This window comes from Escherichia sp. MOD1-EC6162, assembly GCF_002965125.1.
Lineage (GTDB): Bacteria > Pseudomonadota > Gammaproteobacteria > Enterobacterales > Enterobacteriaceae > Escherichia > Escherichia marmotae.
Map to the genome: position 1 here is coordinate 103,990 of NZ_PTSB01000004.1, position 17,987 is coordinate 121,976.

Annotated in this window: 18 protein-coding genes; 8 read left to right on the forward strand and 10 right to left on the reverse strand. The window is 52.8% G+C overall.

Annotation, left to right across the window (positions count from 1 at the left end; translation table 11 throughout):
* The first annotated feature begins 3 nt into the window (after positions 1-3).
* The 3 genes from A9587_RS05225 to cueR are packed head-to-tail and all read left to right on the forward strand — an operon-like array spanning position 4 to position 3,742.
* Positions 4-2,166 carry a type I secretion system permease/ATPase gene (locus A9587_RS05225; RefSeq protein WP_105263325.1) on the forward strand — a complete coding sequence of 721 codons (2,163 nt, stop codon included), beginning with the start codon at positions 4-6 and terminating at the stop codon, positions 2,164-2,166.
* Positions 2,163-3,338 (forward strand): HlyD family type I secretion periplasmic adaptor subunit, encoded by a 1,176-nt coding sequence (locus A9587_RS05230; RefSeq protein ID WP_001014334.1) that lies wholly within the window; start codon positions 2,163-2,165, stop codon positions 3,336-3,338. Before A9587_RS05225 ends, A9587_RS05230 begins: the two co-directional genes overlap by 4 nt.
* Entirely contained in the window at positions 3,335-3,742 is a 408-nt protein-coding gene (cueR, locus tag A9587_RS05235; RefSeq protein ID WP_001026744.1) for a Cu(I)-responsive transcriptional regulator, read from the forward strand. Before A9587_RS05230 ends, cueR begins: the two co-directional genes overlap by 4 nt.
* Positions 3,743-3,746: 4 nt before the next feature.
* Here cueR and A9587_RS05240 read toward each other — a convergent pair whose 3' ends face one another.
* The 3 genes from A9587_RS05240 to A9587_RS05250 are packed head-to-tail and all read right to left on the reverse strand — an operon-like array spanning position 3,747 to position 5,681.
* Positions 3,747-3,950 carry a hypothetical protein gene (locus tag A9587_RS05240; protein ID WP_000787079.1) on the reverse strand — a complete coding sequence of 68 codons (204 nt, stop codon included), beginning with the start codon at positions 3,948-3,950 and terminating at the stop codon, positions 3,747-3,749.
* Positions 3,947-4,369, reverse strand: a complete 423-nt coding sequence (locus A9587_RS05245; RefSeq protein WP_001515911.1) for a hypothetical protein — start codon at positions 4,367-4,369, stop codon at positions 3,947-3,949. Before A9587_RS05245 ends, A9587_RS05240 begins: the two co-directional genes overlap by 4 nt.
* A 52-nt stretch (positions 4,370-4,421) precedes the next feature.
* Positions 4,422-5,681: a YadA C-terminal domain-containing protein gene (locus A9587_RS05250; RefSeq protein WP_233476861.1), complete on the reverse strand. Its 1,260-nt coding sequence runs from the start codon at positions 5,679-5,681 to the stop codon at positions 4,422-4,424.
* Between the two features lie 485 nt (positions 5,682-6,166).
* Here A9587_RS05250 and A9587_RS05255 point away from each other — a divergent pair, with 485 nt between their 5' ends.
* Positions 6,167-6,529, forward strand: coding sequence for a hypothetical protein (locus A9587_RS05255; RefSeq protein WP_001001646.1), 363 nt, complete (start codon positions 6,167-6,169; stop codon positions 6,527-6,529).
* A gap of 204 nt (positions 6,530-6,733) precedes the next feature.
* On the opposite strand, the gene A9587_RS05260 is transcribed toward A9587_RS05255, so the two are convergent.
* On the reverse strand, positions 6,734-7,192 hold the full coding sequence (locus tag A9587_RS05260; RefSeq protein ID WP_105263323.1) for an NfeD family protein: 459 nt from the start codon (positions 7,190-7,192) through the stop codon (positions 6,734-6,736).
* Entirely contained in the window at positions 7,189-8,106 is a 918-nt protein-coding gene (locus tag A9587_RS05265) for an SPFH domain-containing protein (protein WP_000904499.1), read from the reverse strand. Before A9587_RS05265 ends, A9587_RS05260 begins: the two co-directional genes overlap by 4 nt.
* Positions 8,107-8,251: 145 nt before the next feature.
* Here A9587_RS05265 and fetA point away from each other — a divergent pair, with 145 nt between their 5' ends.
* Positions 8,252-8,929, forward strand: coding sequence for an iron efflux ABC transporter ATP-binding subunit FetA (fetA, locus tag A9587_RS05270; RefSeq protein WP_001114841.1), 678 nt, complete (start codon positions 8,252-8,254; stop codon positions 8,927-8,929).
* Positions 8,916-9,695 carry an iron efflux ABC transporter permease subunit FetB gene (gene fetB, locus A9587_RS05275; RefSeq protein WP_105263322.1) on the forward strand — a complete coding sequence of 260 codons (780 nt, stop codon included), beginning with the start codon at positions 8,916-8,918 and terminating at the stop codon, positions 9,693-9,695. Before fetA ends, fetB begins: the two co-directional genes overlap by 14 nt.
* A 194-nt stretch (positions 9,696-9,889) precedes the next feature.
* Here fetB and cnoX read toward each other — a convergent pair whose 3' ends face one another.
* Genes cnoX through tesA form a run of 3 tightly spaced genes read right to left on the reverse strand, consistent with a single transcriptional unit; the run spans position 9,890 to position 12,227 of the window.
* On the reverse strand, positions 9,890-10,744 hold the full coding sequence (cnoX, locus tag A9587_RS05280) for a chaperedoxin (protein ID WP_001515914.1): 855 nt from the start codon (positions 10,742-10,744) through the stop codon (positions 9,890-9,892).
* Positions 10,745-10,804: 60 nt separating this feature from the next.
* Positions 10,805-11,614: an NADP(+)-dependent aldehyde reductase gene (gene ybbO, locus A9587_RS05285; RefSeq protein ID WP_105263321.1), complete on the reverse strand. Its 810-nt coding sequence runs from the start codon at positions 11,612-11,614 to the stop codon at positions 10,805-10,807.
* Positions 11,604-12,227, reverse strand: coding sequence for a multifunctional acyl-CoA thioesterase I/protease I/lysophospholipase L1 (gene tesA / locus A9587_RS05290; RefSeq protein WP_024191847.1), 624 nt, complete (start codon positions 12,225-12,227; stop codon positions 11,604-11,606). The genes ybbO and tesA overlap by 11 nt, the downstream gene beginning before the upstream one ends.
* Between tesA and ybbA the strand changes: the two genes are divergently transcribed.
* Entirely contained in the window at positions 12,198-12,884 is a 687-nt protein-coding gene (gene ybbA, locus A9587_RS05295; RefSeq protein WP_001515917.1) for a putative ABC transporter ATP-binding protein YbbA, read from the forward strand. The genes tesA and ybbA overlap by 30 nt on opposite strands.
* On the forward strand, positions 12,881-15,295 hold the full coding sequence (gene ybbP / locus A9587_RS05300; protein WP_105263320.1) for a putative ABC transporter permease subunit YbbP: 2,415 nt from the start codon (positions 12,881-12,883) through the stop codon (positions 15,293-15,295). Before ybbA ends, ybbP begins: the two co-directional genes overlap by 4 nt.
* 535 nt (positions 15,296-15,830) lie before the next feature.
* Here ybbP and mnmH read toward each other — a convergent pair.
* Positions 15,831-16,925: a tRNA 2-selenouridine(34) synthase MnmH gene (mnmH, locus tag A9587_RS05310; protein WP_105263974.1), complete on the reverse strand. Its 1,095-nt coding sequence runs from the start codon at positions 16,923-16,925 to the stop codon at positions 15,831-15,833.
* A 68-nt stretch (positions 16,926-16,993) separates the two neighbouring features.
* A complete protein-coding gene (gene allS / locus A9587_RS05315) occupies positions 16,994-17,920 on the reverse strand; it encodes an HTH-type transcriptional activator AllS (protein WP_000460115.1) in 927 nt (308 codons plus the stop codon).
* Positions 17,921-17,987 lie beyond the last annotated feature (67 nt).

The window sequence follows — 17,987 nt, forward strand, 5'->3', positions numbered from 1 at the left end:
ATAATGAAAAAAAATGCCCAGTCCGTGGAAGCCTGGCTGGAGGCGATGATCGCCGTGGCGCGCTATTATCGGCTCGATTTTTCTCAGGAGAACGTGCGTGCAACCGTCAACTGGGAGCGCGACAGTAAGCGGGAGGAGTTACTCACCGACATGGCGCGGCAGTTGGGAATGGGGCTGCGGCTGGTCGAGTTCTCCGCCGATTCGCTTAACCCGTGGCGGTTGCCGTTGATCGCGGTATTTGATAATCAGCAGATTGGCGTGATCACCCGCCGCGACAATCACGACAATATCAGCGTTCAGTTCAGCGGTGACGAAGGGCTGGAAACCACGCTTAACGTCGCGGATATCGAAGACAACATCGTCGAACTGGCGTTACTTCGCCCGCTCAGTGCCATCCCTGATGCGCGGGTAGATGACTATATTCGCCCGTATCAGGCGAACTGGTTCTGGAATCTGTCGCTGAAAGACTGGCGGCGCTACGGCGATATTATGCTGGCGTCACTGGTGGCGAACGTGCTGGCGCTGGCGGCGATGATTTTCTCGATGCAGGTTTACGACCGCGTGGTTCCGGCGCAGTCGTACCCGACGCTATGGGTGCTGTTCGCCGGGGTGATGATGGCGATCCTGTTTGAGTTTTGTATGCGCATGGTGCGCACACATCTTTCCGATGTGATTGGCAAGCGGGCGGATCTGCGTATTTCGGATCGCGTTTTTGGCCACGCATTACGGCTGAAAAATAACGTGCGTTCGAAATCCACCGGCTCGTTTATCTCGCAGATCCGTGAACTGGAATCGGTGCGGGAGCTTATTACTTCCACCACCATCGGCGCGGTGGCAGACCTGCCGTTCTTCCTGCTGTTTGTCTTTATTCTGTGGATGATTGGCGGCTGGCTGGTGCTGGTGGTTTTGTTGGCGCTGCCGTTGCTGGTGATCCCCGGCCTGCTGGTACAACGCCCGTTAGCGCGGCTGGCGAACGAAGGGATGCGCGAATCGGCGGTACGCAACGCGACGCTGGTGGAAGCCGTGCAGTCGATTGAAGACATTAAACTGTTGCGCGCCGAACAGCGTTTCCAGAATCAGTGGAACCACACCAACGACGTGGCCTCGTCCATCAGCATGAAGCAACGCTTTCTCACCGGGTTGCTGCTTACCTGGACTCAGGAAGTGCAGTCCATCGTTTACGTGGTGGTGCTGTTGGTGGGCTGCTTTATGGTGATGAACGGCGACATGACCACCGGCGCACTGGTCGGGACGACGATCCTGGCTTCGCGCACCATTGCGCCGCTGTCGCAGATTTCCGGCGTGCTGTCGCGCTGGCAGCAGGCGAAAGTGGCGCGTAACGGCCTCGATGAACTGATGAAGCGCCCGGTGGATCAGCCGGAACACGGCAAACTGGTGCATAAAGCGGTGCTGCACGGTAATTATCAGTTCAGCAACGCGGTGTTTTATTACGACGAAGAAGAGAAGATTGCCGATGTGGCAATCGGCAAACTCAACATTCAGGCCGGAGAGAAAATCGCCATTCTCGGGCGCAACGGCGCGGGTAAATCGACGCTGCTGCAAATGCTCGCCGGAATGCGTATCGCCCAGCAGGGGCAGGTGCTGCTGGATAACATCAGCATCGGGCAGCTTGATCCGGCGGATTTGCGTCGCGACATGGGGCTACTCAGCCAGACCGGGCGACTGTTCTTCGGCTCGCTGCGGGAAAACCTCACCATGGGGATGCCAGAGGCCAGCGATGAAGATATCGAACGCGCGTTAATCCTCAGCGGGGCGCTGCCTTTTGTGCAGAAGCAGAAAAACGGACTCAACTACATGATTCAGGAAGGGGGATTTGGCCTTTCTGGCGGTCAGCGGCAAACGCTGCTGCTGGCGCGGCTCCTCATCTCTCAACCCAATATTGTCCTGCTCGACGAACCCAGCGCCTCGCTGGATGAAATGGCGGAAGCGCACTTAATCGAACAACTGAAACAGTGGATTGGCCATCGCACGCTGGTCATCGCCACTCACCGCACGGCGATGCTGCAACTGGTGGACAGGATAATCGTGATGGATCAGGGGCGGATTGTCATGGACGGTGCGAAAGAGGCCATTTTGCGTGAGCAGGGCGAACCCACGGCGCGACGCGTGGTGTTACAGGAGAAGAATAAGGGGTCTGCCGCATGAACGGACAAATGCAATACAACCGTGGCCTTAATGAACCGCATCTGCCGCGATCGGCGCTGGCAGTTCGCGTTACCGCAGTGATGCTGCTCTGTTTTCTCGGCTGGGCGTGGTATTTCCAGCTTGATGAAGTGACTACCGGCAGCGGCACCGTAGAACCTTCCGGGCGCGAACAGGTGGTGCAGTCGCTGGAAGGCGGCATTTTGTATCATCTCGACGTGAAGGTGGGCGATATTGTCGAACAGGGTCAGCCACTGGCGCAGCTTAACCGCACCAAAACTGAATCCGACGTACAGGAAGCGATGTCGCGGCTGTACGCAGCGCTGGCAACCTCGGCGCGGTTGCGGGCGGAAGTCAGCAATAAACCGCTGGTGTTCCCTGACGAACTGAATAAATTTCCCGAACTTATCGAATCCGAAACGGCGTTATACAACACCCGCCGTGAAGGGTTAAGCAAAGCCACCACCGGACTGACGCAAGGGATTAGTCTGGTCAATCGTGAACTGGCAATGACCCAGCCGCTGGTGAAACAAGGGGCGGCGAGCAACGTGGAAGTGCTGCGTTTACAGCGCCAGGCTAATGAACTGGAAAATAAACTTAACGACGTGCGTACACAGTATTACGTTCAGGCGCGGGAAGAGTTAGCAAAAGCCAATGCGGAAGTGGAAACCCAGCGCTCGGTGATCCGTGGGCGGGAAGATTCTCTCACCAGGCTCAACTTTACCGCGCCGGTACGTGGCATTGTCCAGGACATTGACGTTACCACAGTTGGCGGCGTCATCGCCCCCGGTGGTAAACTGATGACTATCGTGCCGCTGGATGAGCAACTGCTGATTGAGGCAAAAATCTCCCCGCGCGATGTGGCATTTATCCATCCGGGGCAAAAATCGCTGGTGAAAATAACCGCTTACGATTACTCCATCTACGGCGGCTTGCCAGGAGAAGTGGCGGTGATCTCACCGGACACCATTCAGGATGAAGTGCGGCGCGATGTTTATTACTATCGGGTGTACATTCGCACCTTCAGCAACCATCTGGAAAATAAACATAAACAACAGTTTCCGATATTCCCAGGTATGGTCGCGACAGTAGATATCCGCACGGGCAAGAAGAGCGTGCTGGATTATCTGTTGAAACCCTTTAACAAAGCACAGGAGGCGTTGCGCGAACGATGAACATTAGCGATGTGGCAAAAATTACCGGCCTGACCAGCAAAGCCATCCGCTTCTATGAAGAGAAGGGATTGGTGACACCGCCAATGCGCAGCGAAAACGGCTATCGCACCTACACGCAGCAACATCTCAACGAACTGACGTTACTGCGCCAGGCGCGCCAGGTGGGCTTTAACCTGGAAGAGAGCGGAGAGCTGGTGAACCTGTTTAACGATCCGCAGCGACACAGCGCCGACGTAAAACGGCGCACGCTGGAGAAAGTGGCGGAGATCGAACGGCATATTGAGGAATTGCAAGCCATGCGCGACCAGTTGCTGGCGCTGGCAAACGCCTGCCCCGGCGATGACAGCGCCGATTGCCCGATTATCGAAAATCTCTCCGGCTGCTGCCATCATCGGGCGGGGTGAAAAATCAGTTAATCCCCGTTTGCACAGAAAGAATATGCTGCAAACTTTCTACCATAATGCGTCCCGACTGAAATAAACCTTCCTGGATTGCGTTGCTGGCATTAACAGCGTGAACCAGGGAGGCTAATAAAACAACTTGTAAGAACGCAAAGATAAATGCACCAATAATCATAATATGCATCAGAGTTGGTTTTTTTTCATTCTTCATTTTAAATAGCCCACAAACTGGCCTTCCTTCATTAATGCGACTTTCCCTGTATGGTGATAAACAATCACGTTATAAAGACCAGACTGGTATACGGTGGCATCTTTATTATCTTCATCAATCGCGCATAATGAATCATTGAGATAAGCAAAGTTTTTACTGCTCATTCTAAAGGTAAGACCAAAACCTTTATAAATGGATTTTTTAGCGGCCTGGGCGTGTTGTGCGGCTTCTGCGTTCTTATAAGCCTGCGCCTCGGATGCACTTAAAATAGCCGCCTGGCGCTGCTGTTCTGCAAGATAACAGGTGTCATGGCTGACGCCCTGCGCCTGGCAATCTGCGATACGGGAAGTGGGGGAGCTACAGCCAGCCAGTAAGATAATAGTCAGCAGAGAAAACGATTTAATGGTGCTATTCATCATTATTAACCTTAAAGAATTGAGAAATATTGCGAATAAGAAATCGCTATAAAATTTAGAAAGAATATCCCACGCCGACACCCGCGCCGAAATCAGATTGTGTGTCTGCAGAGACACCCGCTTTAATTACTGTATGAATTCCAGCGTTAAACGAAGCACCGACAGATACCGCAGATTCATTATTAAATGTACCCGCTCCGGCAGACACCATCATAAAATCACCTGTCTTAACCTGAGGCTGTGAAGCAATAGCGACGGCTGACGCGATACCTGCATTAGCTTCTTTACGGTTATCTTCCACCTCATGTTTCAACGAACTGAAATTGTTATTGAGTGAATTGATTTGTTGGCTGTTATCTGCGACACGTTTTTGGGTATTTGTTAACTGCTGATGCGTTTGGGTTACGTCTTGTGTCAGGCTGTCAATTTGTTCATGTGTTTGGGTTGAATCTTGTGCCAGACGCTGAATTTGCTCCCCGTATTGCACGCTGTCGATATGCTGCTGCGTTGCCTGGTTGGTTGTGAGGGTATCTATTCTTTGTTTTTGTTCTGCTGTGGTACGTGTATTAGCGTCATTTTGTGCGGCCAGCCTGGCGTTAACCATTTCCTGATAATGTGCGCTGGTGCGGGCATCGCCAAGTGCGGAAACCGTTTTTTGTGTAGTGTCGAGTTGTTGCTGCTGTGCATCGGTAGCGGCTGTCTGTCTGGCGTCGATCATGCTCTGATAACGGGCGGTAGTCTGTACATCGCCAGTGGCGGCAACGGTTTTCTGGGTTTCGTCGAGTTGTTGCTGCTGAACGGCAATATCGTTACGGTTCTGCTCAATATTGTTTTTGTTTTCAGTCACGGCACCAGAAAGTTTGACGCCGTTCATCAGTGCGGTGTTGGCGTTAATGTTGGCATGGTCAGCCGCTGACTGAGCATGTACGACATCGCCTTTCAAGGTGCTGACATCTGACTGCACGACCGAGACATCATTGCGGGTGTCAGCAATGGCGACTTTATTAGCATCAATATCCGTCTGCGCCACCATAATGGCATGATGTGCGTCATCGGCTTTCAGCGATGCCCAGTTGGCTGTGTGCTGCGCGTTCTGAATGGCGGTATCCTGCCCGTTGTCGCGGTCGAGCTGCGCTTGATTGGTTATCGGGTTCAGCGTACTGGTGGGCTGTACGGGAGAGGCGGCTGTATCATCGGCTTTCTGAGGCGTTGTAGTTTTGTAATTATGTGCAATTAGATAATTTTGTGTAGCAGCACTGTTCCCTGTCCTTTCTAAAAATCGACCAATTTTCTGATCAATTTCCATTTGCGACATTCCTGGCTGGATTGCCGCTAATTCTGTCGCTGCTGCCTCAACAGTATCACCCGCAAACGCAGATGGACTTACCGCGGTAGCAACAACAACAGCCAGTAAAGACAACTTTACAGATTTCATGCATTTTTTCTCTATCAAAGTAAGTCACGTTTATTGTTCTAAAGAAAACAAATATTGTTTCTATAAGAAATAATATGCGTTGCAATTTGAACGAAATCTACGCCGCCATTTGTGTGATGTAAAGCGCGTTTTTATGCGATGTAAGCGTAAACACTAGCCAAAAGAAACATGGGTTGTTTCTTATATAAATAATTATGAAGTTCATTTCGTGCTATTTCCTTGTAAAAAAGAGTAACGACTTGTTTTTATAAGCGAAATAAATTCCGTTTCTGGGCTAAACGTGAAGAGGTTCCTGATGTGTGCTAGAATGCGTTTCTTTGATAAATCTCAATTTTTAAGAGGTTTACGCCAGGCAGGGAAATTAAATGAATGAATTTGAGAAGATTTTTAATGAAATGAATCTGGACAGGGCGCTACTCCCCATCCTTTTTCGTTCGAATCGTTCCACGGTGTGGAAGTATTTAAGCGGCGATAGTACGGCTCCTGCCTCTGCTATGTCGCTGATCATGCTGTTGCAGTTGATCCAGAAGAGAAACCCCGATCTGTTAGCCGAATGGTTAACGCTTTCTGATTTTACCATTCCGCCAGAAGTGTACCTGGACCAGCCTGATTACTGGAAAGGGTGGGTGTATACCCAACATAAGGTCAATAAAAACGTCCTGGAATATCTAAAAAAACACTATCCGGATGAAGACCAAAAAAGTATGAGTAAAGGCCGGGAAGAGTAATTTTGCCTCTACTCGGCTATATGCCGGATGCGGCGTAAACGCCTTATCCGGCCTACGATTTAGGCACAGATTTGTAGGCATGATAAGACGCGTCAGCGTCGCATCAGGCGTCGGTGCACGACTGCCGGATGCGGCGAAAGCGCCTTATCCGGCCTACGATTCGGGCATATTTTTGTAGGCCTGATAAGACGCGTCAGCGCCGCATCAGGCGATGACCGCACGGATGATCAACGTTATCCCTTCAATCGCAATCACCTCAACATGCGTGCCCGCACCTAAATCTTCGCTGGCGCTGACCGGCCATGAACTGTCGCCAACGCGCATATGGCCACGCCCGTTGACCAGCGGCGTTTCCAGCACAAAACGACGACCAATTAACTGTTGTCCGCGTTGGTTTAGATGACTATCGCTGTGCTTTTGTTCGTGTACCCGCTGCGACAGCCATTTCCACCACAGCCAGGCGGCGAGTAACGTCAGAACAGCAAACATCACCCCTTGCCATTCCCAACCCAGCGGCAGTAGCCAGACCACCAGACCAGTAATCACCGCCGCGACACCGCTCCACAGCAGATAACCATTGCCGCCCAGCATCTCGGCCGCCAGCAGCAAACCACCGAGACTCAGCCAGAAAATATGCGGGTGGACTACCAGCAACGCGATCATGATTTAGCCCGCTCGCTGGCGCTGTCTTTCACCAGTTCGGCAATCCCGGCAATCGACCCCATCAGACTACTGGCGTCTAATGGCATCATTACCACTTTGCTGTTACTGGACGACCCGATCTGCTGTAACGCTTCGGTGTATTTCTGCGCCACGAAGTAGTTCACCGCCTGAATATCGCCAGAGGCAATGGCTTCAGACACCATTTGGGTGGCGCGGGCTTCCGCTTCGGCGGAACGTTCACGCGCTTCGGCCTGTAAAAAAGCCGACTGACGTTCGCCTTCCGCTTTCAGGATTTGCGATTGTTTTTCACCTTCCGCTTTGAGAATTTCCGCCTGGCGTATCCCTTCCGCTTCAAGGATGTAAGCGCGTTTGGTACGTTCCGCTTTCATCTGCGCGTTCATCGAAGAGATCAGCTCTGCCGGTGGGCGTACATCACGAATTTCGATGCGGGTGACTTTTATCCCCCACGGGTTAGTGGCTTCATCGACAATATGCAGCAGGCGCGAGTTAATGCTATCGCGCTGGGAGAGCATTTCATCCAGTTCCATCGAACCCAGTACGGTACGGATGTTGGTCATGGTCAGGTTAATGATTGCCAGCTCCAGATTGCTGACCTCATAAGCTGCGCGTGGGGCATCAATCACCTGAATAAAACAGACTGCGTCGATAGTCACGTTGGCGTTATCTTTCGAGATAACTTCCTGGGAAGGAATGTCGAGCACTTGTTCCATCATATTGATCTTGCGACCAATGCGATCCATAAACGGCACCACCAGGCTTAGCCCCGGTTGCAATGTTTTGGTATAGCGGCCAAAACGTTCCACCGTCCACTGATAGCCCTGCGGCACGATTTTGACGCCTGCGCCAACAATCACCAGCGCGACAAAAATAAGAATCGGGATAAAGATAAGCATCGGAAAAACCTCCTGTTGTACCGTCCATAATGAGCAAAGTTGCTGCTTGATTAAACAAATTATACCTGATTACTGAAAGGGAGTTCCCCCTTATTACTGTGGAGGATAAACTGTTTTTAGTAAAAATCAGAAAAAGGGATGGGTAATGCCGGAAAATAGTCTTTTGCTTCAGTTACACAACGTCGGATATCTGGCGGGTGATACGAAGATTCTTAATAACATTAATTTTTCGCTGCGAGCTGGCGAATTTAAGTTAATTACCGGCCCTTCCGGTTGCGGCAAAAGTACGCTGCTAAAAATAGTTGCTTCATTAATCAGTCCGACCAGCGGAACGTTACTGTTTGAAGGCGAGGATGTCAGCACACTAAAGCCGGAAATCTACCGCCAACAAGTTTCTTACTGTGCCCAGACGCCAACTCTGTTTGGCGACACAGTATACGATAACCTGATTTTTCCCTGGCAGATCCGTAACCAGCAGCCTGATCCGGCCATTTTTCTCGATTTTTTCGAACGCTTTGCTTTGCCGGATACCATCCTGACTAAAAATGTCTCCGAGCTTTCCGGTGGTGAAAAACAGCGCATCTCGTTGATTCGCAATCTGCAATTTATGCCGAAAGTATTATTACTCGACGAAATTACCAGTGCGCTGGACGAAAGCAACAAACGTAACGTCAATGAGATGATCCACCGTTATGTACGCGAGCAAAATATTGCTGTGCTGTGGGTGACACACGACAAAGATGAAATTAATCATGCGGATAAGGTAATTATGCTGCAACCGAATGCCGGAGAAATGCAGGAAGAACGCTATGAACACGCATAATATTACTAACGAGTCGTTGGCGCTGGCATTAATGCTGGTGGTGGTGGCAATCTTAATTAGCCATAAAGAAAAACTGGCGCTGGAGAAAGATATTCTCTGGAGCGTCGGGCGGGCGATAATCCAACTGTTCATCGTTGGCTATGTACTGAAATATATATTCAGTGTTGATGATGCCAGCCTGACATTATTGATGGTGTTATTTATCTGCTTTAATGCGGCGTGGAATGCGCAAAAACGGAGCAAATATATTACTAAAGCCTTTGTTTCGTCGTTTATTGCCATTACGGTGGGGGCGGGAATTACTCTGGCGGTGCTGATTTTATCGGGTTCGATTGAGTTTATCCCGATGCAGGTGATCCCTATCGCCGGGATGATTGCTGGTAATGCGATGGTTGCTGTGGGGCTGTGTTATAACAATCTCGGGCAGCGGTTTATCAGCGAACAGCAGCAAATCCAGGAAAAATTGAGTCTTGGTGCGACGCCGAAGCAGGCGTCTGCAATATTAATACGCGACAGTATTCGCGCGGCTTTAATTCCGACGGTCGATTCAGCAAAAACGGTTGGCTTAGTGAGTTTGCCGGGAATGATGTCCGGGTTGATATTTGCCGGGATTGATCCGGTGAAGGCGATTAAATATCAGATTATGGTGACTTTTATGTTGCTCTCGACCGCCAGTCTGTCGACCATTATTGCCTGCTATTTAACTTATCGTAAGTTTTATAATTCGCGCCACCAGTTGGTGTTGGCGCAATTGAAGAATAAATAATGCGATGCCTGATGCGACGTTGGCGCGTCTTATCAGGCCTACATGGCTCCTGCAATTTATTGCAGTTGCACGATTTGGTAGGCCGGATAAGGCGTTTACGCCGCATCCGGCGGTTATGGGCGGATGGCTGATGCGACGCTGGCGCGTCTTATCATGCCTACAAATCCGGGCAAGCGTCGCATCTCAACGAAATATCAATACAACAACGCATACAACTGACGGCGATATTTCGACGCCAGCGCATCACCTGTACCTAGTGCGGCGAGGATCTCCTGGAACGTCTTACGTGTCTGACCGTCTGCGGCGGTTAAATCTTTACGCAGATGCCCAAACAGTAACTCCAGCGCCTCTTCATTGCGCCCAACCTGATGCAGTTGCAGCGCCAGTTGCGTCGCCAGTGCAGCATCTTCTGGATTCTCTGCCACCTGTTGTTGCAACTGTTGAATTTCCGGCGTATCAGCCGCCTGCTTCAGCAGTTCGATTTGCGCCACCAGCCCCTGGTAGCGGGTGTCCTGATCCTGCAACGGGATGGTTTTCAGCACCGCTTCTGCATCTTCTGAACGGTTCAGTGCAATCAGCGTTTCTGCCAGTAGCAGACCGATTTCCCCGTTCTGATTCGACAACTGCCAGGCGTCTTTCAGCAGCGGCAGTGCGTCGGTGTAATTTCCTTCCTGCATCAGTTGCATCGCCTGCTGCGCTTTCAGTTCTTCTTCGCGCGGCAGCACTTTATCCAGCAGGGCGCGGATCGCTTCTTCCGGCTGCGGCCCCTGGAAGCCGTCTACCGGCTGACCGTTCTGGAACAGATACACGGTCGGAATAGCGCGCAGACCAAACTGGGAAGCAATCATCTGCTCCGCGTCACAATCCAGCTTCGCCAGAATAAATTGCCCGTTGTACTGCGCCGCGAGGCTTTCCAGAATCGGGGTTAACTGCAAACAGTGCTGGCTACGTTCAGACCAAAAATAGAACAGTACCGGCGTGGTCATCGACTGTTCAAGAACCTGTTGCAGGTTAGATTCGTTAATGTTGACAATATTTTGTACGGACATGGAGTCACTCTCTGTTGTCGATATTTTCTTTGACATGGGGGCTTAAGCGCGCGCTTCAACTCACCCCTGCAATATTTTGTCCATCACGCGCCCCGGCAGCAGGCGTTTAAGCACCATTACCGCCCAGGTAACCAGCGTCACCGGATAGCGCATTTTGGGCTTCTCGCTGATAAAAGCATGGCGCACTTTAGCCACAACTGCTTCCGGCCCCAATGTAAAACGGGCGGCAATGCCGGGGTTTTCGACCGGTTGATCGCTTTGCGTCTGGTTGACGTTGTTGGTGAAACGAGTACGAATAGGGCCTGGTTCAATCAGGCTGACCTTGATTCCGCTGTGGCGCAGTTCCATGCGCAGCGCGTCTGACCACGCCTCCAGCGCATATTTGCTGGCCGCATAAGCGCCGCGACCCGGCGTGGAGATTAATCCCATCACCGATGAGGTCATGACAATACGCCCTTCACCATGCGGCAACATGGCGGGTAACAGACGCATGGTGAGCTGATGTGCGCCGAAAAAGTTGGCGGAAAACTGCTGTTCCATCTGCGTGCGGCTGATGGTGGAAAGGGGGCCATACACGCCGAATCCGGCATTGTTAAAGATCCCATACAGACAATTATCGGTCAGGGCGATCACTTCGTCGGCTGCGCGATCAACACTTTCCGGTGAATCCAGATCGATCAACACGCCGGTTAATCCCATATTGTTCATGCGCTCAACATCATCCGGTTTCCGGCAACCTGCCAGTACATGAAAACCCTGGCGTTTTAATTCGAGCGCGCTTTCCAGGCCAATTCCACTGGAACATCCGGTAATTAAGACCGATTTTTGCATAACTTTACCTGTCAGGATCTCCGTTGCTTTATGAGTCATGATTTACTAAAGGCTGCAACTGCTTCGCCATCCAGTCGGCAATAAACGGCTGGGCGTCGCGGTTGGGATGAATACCGTCATCCTGCATCCATTGTGGTTTGAGGTAGACCTCTTCCATAAAAAAGGGCAGCAGCGGGACATCGAACTCTTTGGCGAGTTTGGGATAAATGGCGCTAAAGGCTTCATTATAACGGCGACCATAGTTTGCAGGCAGACGTATTTGCATTAACAATGGTTCAGCGTTGGCGGTTTTGACATCCTGCAAAATCTGGCGCAGCGTCTGCTCCGTTTGCTGCGGCTGAAAACCACGCAAACCGTCATTGCCGCCCAGTTCAACCAGCACCCAGCGCGGCTGATGCTGTTTCAGCAGAGCCGGAAGGCGCGCCAGCCCTTGTTGCGAGGTGTCGCCGCTGATGCTGGCGTTGACTACCGACGTTTTACTCTGCCACTTATCATTCAACAAGGCAGGCCAGGCCGCGCTGGCAGACATTCGATACCCGGCGCTCAGGCTATCACCCAGAATTAATAACGTGTCCGCTGCGGCGGCACGGAAAGTTAACAGGACCAGGAACAGGAAGGGCAAATGCCAGCGGAAAACATTGTTGAAGTTCATCATCTTAAGAAGTCCGTCGGTCAGGGGGAGCATGAACTCTCCATCCTCACCGGAGTTGAGCTGGTTGTCAAACGCGGCGAAACCATCGCGCTGGTGGGCGAGTCAGGGTCGGGTAAGTCAACCTTACTGGCGATCCTCGCCGGGCTGGATGACGGTAGTAGTGGTGAAGTGAATCTGGTGGGGCAACCGCTACATACTATGGATGAAGAAGCGCGGGCAACGTTACGCGCGAAGCATGTCGGCTTTGTTTTTCAGTCATTTATGTTAATTCCTACCCTTAATGCACTGGAAAATGTCGAACTTCCGGCGCTGCTGCGCGGTGAGAGTAGCGCGGAAAGCCGTAACGGTGCGAAAGCGTTGCTCGAACAGTTGGGGCTGGGTAAACGTCTTGATCATCTTCCGGCACAGCTTTCCGGTGGAGAACAGCAACGGGTGGCGCTGGCGCGAGCTTTTAACGGTCGGCCTGATGTGCTGTTTGCCGATGAACCCACCGGCAACCTTGACCGCCAGACGGGCGATAAAATTGCCGACCTGCTGTTTTCCCTCAACCGTGAGCATGGCACCACCCTGATTATGGTGACCCACGACCTGCAACTGGCGGCACGCTGCGACCGCTGCTTACGGCTGGTGAACGGACAGTTGCAGGAGGAAGCATGATTGCACGTTGGTTCTGGCGCGAATGGCGCTCGCCGTCGCTGTTGATTGTCTGGCTGGCGTTAAGCCTGGCGGTGGCCTGCGTGCTGGCGCTGGGCAATATCAGCGATCGGATGGAGAAAGGTTTAAGCCAGCAAAGCCGTGAGTTTATGGCGGGCGATCGGGCGTTGCGCAGTTCGCGCGAAGTACCGCCAGCGTGGCTGGAAGAGGCGCAAAAGCGCGGCCTGAAAGTCGACAAGCAGCTTACCTTTGCCACCATGACCTTTGCGGGCGACACGCCGCAACTGGCGAACGTCAAAGCGGTTGATGATATCTACCCGATGTATGGCGAGCTACAGACCAATCCTTCTGGACTAAAACCGCAACCGGGCAGCGTATTGCTGGCTCCACGGCTGATGGCGCTCCTGAATTTGAAAACGGGCGATACCATCGACGTGGGTGATGCCACGTTGCGCATTGCCGGAGAAGTGATTCAGGAGCCGGATTCCGGTTTTAATCCCTTCCAGATAGCCCCACGCCTGATGATGAATCTGGCAGATGTCGATAAAACAGGAGCCATACAGCCGGGAAGTCGGGTCACCTGGCGTTATAAATTCGGCGGCAACGAGAACCAGCTCGACGGCTATGAGAAATGGTTGTTACCACAGCTTAAACCCGAACAACGCTGGTACGGTCTGGAACAAGACGAAGGTGCGCTGGGGCGTTCGATGGAACGCTCGCAACAGTTCCTGCTGCTTTCGGCGTTGCTGACCTTGCTGCTGGCGGTGGCGGCGGTCGCGGTGGCGATGAATCATTATTGCCGCAGCCGCTACGATCTGGTGGCGATCCTCAAAACGCTGGGGGCTGGGCGGGCGCAACTGCGTAAGTTAATCGTCGGTCAGTGGCTGATGGTACTGATACTTTCAGCCGTTACCGGCGGAGCGATTGGCCTGTTGTTCGAAAGCGTGTTGATGGTTTTGCTCAAGCCTGTTCTGCCCGCCGCGCTACCGCCTGCCAGCTTCTGGCCGTGGTTGTGGGCGCTCGGCACCATGACGGTTATCTCGTTGCTGGTGGGGCTGCGACCGTACCGACTGTTGCTGGCAACGCAGCCTTTACGCGTATTACGTAATGATGTGGTCGCCAACGTCTGGCCGCTGAAGTTTTATCTGCCGATTGTCAGTGTGGTGGTTGTGCTGCTGCTCGCCGGATTAATGGGTGGCAGTATGCTGCTGTGGGCGGTGCTGGCGGGCGCGATAGTGCTGGCTTTGCTGTGCGGTGTGCTGGGCTGGATGCTGCTCAATGTATTACGCAGTATGACGCTGAAATCGCTGCCTCTGCGCCTGGCGGTTAGCCGCCTGTTACGTCAGCCGTGGTCAACGTTAAGCCAGCTTTCGGCATTTTCGCTCTCCTTTATGCTGCTGGCACTGCTGCTGGTGTTGCGTGGCGATCTGCTTGACCGCTGGCAGCAGCAGTTGCCGCCAGAAAGCCCGAACTACTTTTTAATCAACATCGCCACGGAACAGGTAACGCCGCTGAAAGCGTTTCTCGCGGAACATCAGATAGTCCCGGAATCGTTTTATCCGGTGGTGCGGGCGCGGTTGACGGCGATTAACGACAAGCCGACAGAAGGCAATGGAGATGAGGCGCTTAATCGCGAGCTGAATCTCACCTGGCAAAATACGCGGCCGGATCATAACCCGATTGTCGCCGGTAGCTGGCCGCCAAAAGCCGATGAAGTGTCGATGGAAGAGGGGCTGGCAAAACGCCTGAACGTTGGTCTGGGCGATACCGTCACCTTTATGGGTGACACCCAGGAGTTTCGCGCCAAAGTCACCAGCCTGCGCAAAGTGGACTGGGAAAGTCTGCGTCCGAATTTCTATTTTATTTTCCCTGAAGGGGCACTGGACGGGCAACCGCAGAGCTGGCTCACCAGTTTCCGTTGGGAGAACGGCAACGGCATGTTGACGCAACTCAACCGCCAGTTCCCGACCATTAGCCTGTTGGACATTGGTGCGATCTTAAAACAGGTCGGCCAGGTGCTGGAGCAGGTAAGTCGGGCGCTGGAAGTGATGGTGGTGCTGGTCACTGCCTGCGGTATGTTGCTGTTGCTGGCACAGGTGCAGGTGGGAATGCGTCAGCGGCATCAGGAATTGGTGGTGTGGCGCACACTCGGCGCGGGCAAAAAGCTGCTGCGCACAACATTGTGGTGTGAGTTTGCCATGCTCGGGTTTGTTTCCGGCCTGGTAGCCGCAATCGGCGCGGAAACGGCGCTGGCGGTGTTGCAGGCGAAAGTGTTTGATTTCCCGTGGGAGCCAGACTGGCGATTGTGGATTGTGCTGCCGTGCAGCGGTGCGTTGCTTCTTTCCCTGTGCGGCGGCTGGCTGGGTGCGCGACTGGTTAAGGGGAAGGCACTGTTCAGGCAGTTTACGGGGTGATGAGAGGCGTTAGATTGCCCGATGCGACGCTTTGCGCGTCTTATCAGGCCTACGGTCTACGGGCAAAATGTAGGCCGGATGAGGCGCTTGTGCTGCATCCGGTAGCCGTGCACTGATGCCCGATGCGACGCTTTGCGCGTCTTATCAGGCCTACGGTCTACGGGCAAAATGTAGGCCGGGTGAGGCACTTGTGGCGCATCCGGTAGCCGTGCACTGATGCCCGATGCGACGCTTTGCGCGTCTTATCAGGCCTACGGTCTACGGGCAAAATGTAGGCCGGGTGAGGCGCTTGTGCTGCATCCGGTAGCTGTGCACTGATGCCCGATGCGACGCTTTGCGCGTCTTATCAGGCCTACGGTCTACGGGCGAAATGTAGGCCGGGTGAGGCACTTGTGGCGCATCCGGTAGCTGTGCGCTGATGCTCGATGCGACGCTTTGCGCGTCTTATCAGGCCTACGGTCTACGGGCAAAATGTAGGCCGGATAAGGCGTTTACGCCGCATCCGGCATGAACAACGCGCACAGAATGCCGCCCATCACTGCGCCTTCACCCACTCCATCACTTCCGCCCACTCACCGCGAAAGACAACTTTTTCCGCTTTTTTCTCAAGCTGATAGCGATACATCGGGTCGTAATACTCTTCAAGCAGCGGCACCAGCCAGGCCATATGACCGTCGGTGCTGCCGGTTGCGAGTTGCGTTGTCAGCGCCGCATCCAGCCGTGCCGCCAGTTCGTTATAGCGCTGTAATCCCAGCCGACGCTTAATTGCTGAAAGCCCATGATGCAGGTACTCGCAATACTCTTGCCAGCCCTGTTCTTCACCATATGCATGGGTAAAATCATGATGCATACGCAGGAAATACTCTTCGTTCAGGCGTTCAAGACGGATCTCAAACGGGTCTTCCACCACCGCAATCGCCGCCTGGGTCATTCGCTCGCGCAGACATTCCGGAAGGTGATTTGAACCAATCATCCGGCTTTCATCTTCCAGCACCCACAGGTGCAGATCCTGACGGGCGTCGGTTTTTAGCATTTCGGCGGCCAGCAGGTTTTCAAAACTCGCCTGGCTAAGTTGTGGTTGTAACGTGCGACCAAAAGCAGAACCACGATGGCGCGCCAGCCCTTCCAGATCAACACCGTTCGGTTGCTGTTGCACTAACAGCGTTTTGCCGCTGCCGGTACAACCGCCAATCAGCACTATCGGTTTTTTTGACAGTTCAATGGTCGCCTGAATCGCGGTCTGGCGCAGTGCCTTATAACCGCCTTCCACCAGCGGATAATCAATCCCTGCGTCATGCAGCCAGCGTTGCACAATATGTGAACGTTGACCGCCGCGGGCGCAGCAGAGAATACCTTGTGGATTTTGCCGGCACGCTGCCCGCCAGGCGTCCATGCGATGCTGACGAATTTCACCCGCCACCAGTTTATGCCCCAACGCCAGCGCCGCCTCTGATCCTTGCTGTTTATAGCAGGTGCCAATGGCGGCGCGTTCATCGTTATTCATTAACGGCAGGTTGATAGCGGCGGGCATTGCGCCTTGCTCAAACTCGATGGGGGCACGAACATCAATAATGGGCGTATCAGCAATCAGCAGGGCACGATAGTCCTGTTCCGTGTATCTCTCTTGCATAGTAAAAAGTGAACCTCAAATCAGCTTGCGCGCTATTTTACGCGCCAACGCGCAAGGAAACTTGATTTTTAACTACGTGGGTTGCCGAAAATTTCTAAAAAACCGCTGATTTCCGGCCTGCGCTGGGTAAACAAGGTCACAATATCTTCCACCGCTTTGCCGCTGCCAAACTTGCGCCATGCCAGACTTAATGGCGAAGGAGGGCGCATCGTCGGGATGACCCGGCTGACCAGTTGTTGATTATCAATCATCGACTGGCAAAGTGATTTTGGCAAAAAACCAATGCCAACGCCCGCCAGATGGGCGGCGATTTTCGTTTCCATATCAGGAACAATAATTTCCTTTTGTCCCGGCAAACGCCAGGCGACGCGTTTGGTTAAGGTTCGGGCGCTGTCTTCAATATTGACCGCCGGAAAGCGCCGTAACTGCGCTTCTGTTAGCGGCTCTTCAACGTTCGCCAGCGGATGATCCGCCGCGATAACAAAGCGCCATTGCACCGAACCTAAAGGATCAAGGCTAAAAGTATTTGCCAGTGCTTCGGTCCCCGTGACGCCGATAGCCAGGGAAAAGCCTTCGTACAATAGCGAATCCCAGACACCCATATAGATTTGTCGGGAGATGTGAAACTGGGTAAAGGGATAACGTTCATTCAGCCACGCCAGCAGTTGGGCGACGGCCTGGGGATTGTAGAGCAGGTTGTTGATGACGATATTCACCTGGCGTTCCACGCCATCATTCACCTGTTGCAGCTCGCTGGGCATACTTTCCAGCCAGCTCAGCCAGTCTCTGGCCTGACAAAGCAGATGCTCGCCTGCCGCTGTCAACGTCACGCTGCGAGTCGTGCGGAAAAACAACGCCACCCCGGTATTCTCTTCCAGAAGTTTAATGCGATAACTGATAGTCGCCGTGGTCTTACATAATCGTTCAGCCGCTTTTGAAAAACTTCCTGTTTCAGCAACAGCAATAAAAGTTCGCAAGGTTTCTGGATCAAACATCTTCAGGTATCCCATTTTAAATCAGCAAGTTGCATGATTTTCTTGTCCTTTGATTTACCTGTATTTT